Here is a 3,495-nt window from a genome sequence, read left to right on the forward strand (position 1 = left end):
GTTTTAGATACCGTAACCAGAAATAAACAAGGCATTGAACCTTTGAAACCATATTTGGCTAAAATTAATTCGGTTCAAACCGCTGATCAATTAGTTGCTTTATTAGCAGAAATGGAACCAGAAATGGGATTAGGTTTCTTTGGGAGTTACATTGGTGCCGATGCTAAAAATAGTAACAAAAACGTTATTTATGTTGGAACAGGAAGTCTAGGTTTACCAGATAGAGATTACTATGTTTCCGATGCGCCAGACAACAAAGAAAAACGCGAAAAATATGTAGCTCACGTAACGAGAATGTTACAATTCATAGGTGATTCTGAGGCATCAGCAAGTGACAATGCAAAGAAAATTTTAGCATTAGAAACTAAAATGTCAACGGCTACTTTTGATAGAGTGGAACGCAGAGATAGAAGAAAAACCTATAATCCAATGAGTTTTTCAGATGTACAAAAATTAGTCCCTTCTGTAAAATGGGATGCTTATTTCCTATCAGTTGGAATGGGAAAAGTGGATTCTTTAGTGGTTTCCCAACCTAAATATTTACAAACAATTGAAACAATATTAAAAGACAACCAAGTTGAAGATTGGAAAGCATATATGCGCTGGACCGTTTTAAGAGGTTCGGCAGGAATTTTATCTACAACTATCGAAAATGCTAATTTTGATTTCTACGGAAAAACATTAACGGGAGCCGTAAAACAACGTCCGGCAGAAGAAAGAGCTTTAGCAACCGTTAACGGAAGATTAGGTGAAGCATTAGGAAAACTATATGTAGCCAAGAAATTTCCGCCAGAAGCAAAAGAAAAAGCTCAGGCAATGATTGCAAACGTGATGCTAGCTTTTGATAACCGAATCAATAATTTACCTTGGATGACAAAAGCAACTAAGGAAAATGCAAAAATAAAATTGAATAAATTCCGAGTAAAAATAGGTTATCCAGACAAATGGAAAGATTATTCTGAATTACAAGTGAAATCACCAGAACAAGGCGGTACCTATTTTGAAAATTCAAGAATGTATGCTAAATGGAGTCATAAAAAGAATATCGAAAAATTAGGCAAACCTGTTGACAAAGAAGAATGGGGCATGTCACCACAAACGGTAAATGCTTATTTCAGTCCAACCAACAACGAAATTGTATTCCCAGCGGCTATTTTACAACCGCCTTTCTATGATTATAAAGCGGACGAAGCGGTTAATTATGGTGGAATTGGAGCTGTAATAGGACACGAAATTTCGCACGGATTTGACGATTCCGGTTCTAGATATAATGCCGATGGAAATTTAGTAAACTGGTGGAGTGAAGACGATTTGAAACAATTTACAGGTCTTGGAAGTGCATTAGCAGACCAATATTCAGCATTAGAACCATTACCGGGCATTTTTGTAGATGGAAAATTTACATTAGGTGAAAACATCGGTGATTTAGGAGGTGTTAATGCAGCATACGACGGATTACAAATCTATTTAAAAGCGACTGGAAATCCAGGTTTAATAGACGGATTTACGCCAGAGCAACGGTTCTTTATTTCTTGGGCAACCATTTGGAGAAGTAAAATGCGTGACGAAGCCATCAAAAACCAAGTAAAAACCGACCCACATTCACCAGGAATGTATCGTGCTTATGTGCCGTTACAAAATGTGGAAGCGTTTTACAATGCGTTCAATATTCAACCAAATAACGGAATGTATGTTGCACCAGATAAACGAGTGAAAATTTGGTAAACTTATTTTCATGTTTCTATTCAGTATAAATAAAATTTTACACAGATTTCACAAATTCACACAGATTAATTAAAAATTTAACCCAAAATGAATCAGTGCAATTTTGTGAAATCTGTGTTGTTTTTTCATAAAAATTGAATTTTAAATTTTATTACTAAATCGTAACTTTTATATTCATGAAATCCCAATTGAAAAATCGGGATTTTTTACAATTCTTTTTGAAAAGTATACTGCAAATCTCGAATAATTTTATCGCTTTTTATTAATTTTCCCAAAGAAATTTCGTTATTAAATTGAGGCAAATCTAAACCAAATTCAAGCGCTTTTTTCTGATAATATTCTTTGCGCGTTGGATGTTGAGGTGCGACAGCGTTAAACGTTTCTCCCCAATTTTCATACTGTTCCGAAGCTTCGTTATGATTCAGTATTTTTTCTATAATCCCAATACAATCTTCTCTTTGAATTAAATTCACAGGCGCATCCGGATTTTCAACATTGGTTTTTCCTGCTAAAAATTTCGCCGGATGACGATCATCGCCAAGCAAACCACCAAAACGAATTACCGTAGTTTTGAAATGAATATTATTCTGTAAAAGGGTTTCAGAAACAACTAATTGTTTCCCGCTTTCGGTATCAGGATTTGGTATTGTTTCTTCTGTAATTTCTACAATCGGAAAACCATCACCATAAACCGAAGTCGAACTCACAAAAATAACGTTCTGAATACCTGATTTTTCGATAAATGGAATTAATATTTTTACTTTATTTACGAATGACATTTCGTTTGAAGTCGAAATTTCTCTTCGTAATCCTGGCGGAATATCAATAATTAAAACATCGATTTCTTTCAGAAAATCTTCAATAGTTCCAATGATTTGTTGTGTTTCTAATTGAATTTGGAAAGGCAAAATCTCAGCATTTTTCAAGACTTCTAACTTACTTTCCGAAGTCGTTGAACCTTTTACTTTGTATCCTTTTAAAAGTAATGATTTGGCTAAATGTAAACCGAGCCAACCGCAGCCGAGTATCGCAATTGTTTTCATTTAGGCTTCTTTTTTGACTAATACATACTGCTCATTTTCTATTTCCATATAACCATAATCATAAACGAAATAATAAGTATTGCCTGTTTTTGTTTTTAATATTGAAGTAAATAATTCAAAATCAAATCCTTTACTGCTCATTTTATTTCGAGTTGTTTTGGTTTTGCCTTCTGGATTTAAATCACAAAGGATACGATAGTTTTTGCGCAACGAGTTATTGATATTACGCATCAGATTGTTTTGATCTTTGTTCATTTTGTTATTAAAGGCATTGCGACAGCCATCCGAACAAAACTTTTTATCTTCGCGCCCAATTATTTTATCGCCACATTCTAAACAGGTTTTTGACATAATTGCTTTTTTTCAAATATACAAAATTTCCATTTACAAACGCTTACAAATAGTTACAACCGAAAGTAAATAACTAATTACCGAATAAACTTTTTTTCTTGCCACATCTTTGCACTGTTGAAATGAAAGAGTGATGAGTCACAGTTTTCAGTCACAGTTTTCAGAAAAATTAATAAAATGGATTTCAAAAAATTATTAGCCTATCAAAAAGCTTTTTCATTAGCTATGGAAATTATAAAAAAGTAACATAATTATTAACATTAAATATTTAAACGCCATGAAAAACAGAGTACAATTAATCGGACATGTAGGACAAGATCCAGAGGTTAAATCAATTAACGACAAAAAAGTTGCAAACCTTACTTTGGCAACAAAC

At 33.4% G+C, this 3,495-nt stretch carries 4 protein-coding genes; 2 read left to right on the plus strand and 2 right to left on the minus strand.

Features of this window, described 5'->3' with window-relative positions:
• Positions 1-1,725: M13 family metallopeptidase (locus tag ACIQZC_RS10080; protein WP_396139095.1), on the plus strand; the 1,725-nt coding region annotated here is incomplete at its 5' end.
• A gap of 206 nt (positions 1,726-1,931) precedes the next feature.
• On the opposite strand, the gene ACIQZC_RS10085 is transcribed toward ACIQZC_RS10080, so the two are convergent.
• Positions 1,932-2,768, minus strand: coding sequence for an NAD-dependent epimerase/dehydratase family protein (locus tag ACIQZC_RS10085; RefSeq protein ID WP_396139096.1), 837 nt, complete (start codon positions 2,766-2,768; stop codon positions 1,932-1,934).
• Positions 2,769-3,119, minus strand: coding sequence for a hypothetical protein (locus ACIQZC_RS10090; RefSeq protein ID WP_396139097.1), 351 nt, complete (start codon positions 3,117-3,119; stop codon positions 2,769-2,771).
• A 277-nt stretch (positions 3,120-3,396) separates the two neighbouring features.
• Between ACIQZC_RS10090 and ACIQZC_RS10095 the strand changes: the two genes are divergently transcribed.
• Positions 3,397-3,495: single-stranded DNA-binding protein (locus ACIQZC_RS10095; RefSeq protein ID WP_396139098.1), on the plus strand; the 99-nt coding region annotated here is incomplete at its 3' end.

This window comes from Flavobacterium sp., from assembly GCF_044338735.1.
Classification (GTDB): Bacteria; Bacteroidota; Bacteroidia; order Flavobacteriales; family Flavobacteriaceae; genus Flavobacterium.